We start from the raw sequence: 529 nt of genomic DNA on the forward strand, positions 1-529 counted from the left end.
GGCGCCGTCGAGCAGCACGGTGCACGCGCCGCCAGTCACCCGTCGTCGCAGCCCTTCTTCACCGGCGGTGGTGCCCTGCTCGCGCAGGTAGGTACGCAGGCACTGGCCCGCCGGGGCACGGCCGTGACGTCGGCGCCGTCGATCCTCATGCGCCGCACCCCGTCTGGTCGTGGAGCGTCTCGGGGTAAGTGCATCTCTCCGAGGTGTGTTGCTCTGCGTCGACATTGTCGACGCAGAGCAACACACCTGGCGGAGAACCCGTTTCCCCACGGCGAGATGTCCACCTCGACGTGCTCATACCGCACCGCCCAGCTCGTCGAGCGCCTTGTGCGCCAGGCGCCGCGTCATCGCGCCGCGCCAGTCGGCGGTGCCGTGGGTGTCCTCGAACCAACCGATCGAGCCGGCCAGGTGGGCGCCGCCAACCTGGTCGATGAGCTGGTCCAGGTCGTCGTGCGCCCCCGGAGCCACCTCGACCAGCACGGGCACGGGCAGCGACGCGGTCAGGGCGAGCACCACGCGGTCGTGCCCG

Annotated in this window: 1 protein-coding gene; it reads right to left on the minus strand. The window is 71.3% G+C overall.

Annotated elements, in window-relative coordinates:
• Nucleotides 1–294 precede the first annotated feature (294 nt).
• Nucleotides 295–529: hypothetical protein (locus PROKR_RS06185; protein WP_211240045.1), on the minus strand; the 235-nt coding region annotated here is incomplete at its 5' end.

It is taken from the genome of Promicromonospora kroppenstedtii DSM 19349, from assembly GCF_000515355.1.
GTDB classification, from domain to species: domain Bacteria; phylum Actinomycetota; class Actinomycetes; order Actinomycetales; family Cellulomonadaceae; genus Promicromonospora; species Promicromonospora kroppenstedtii.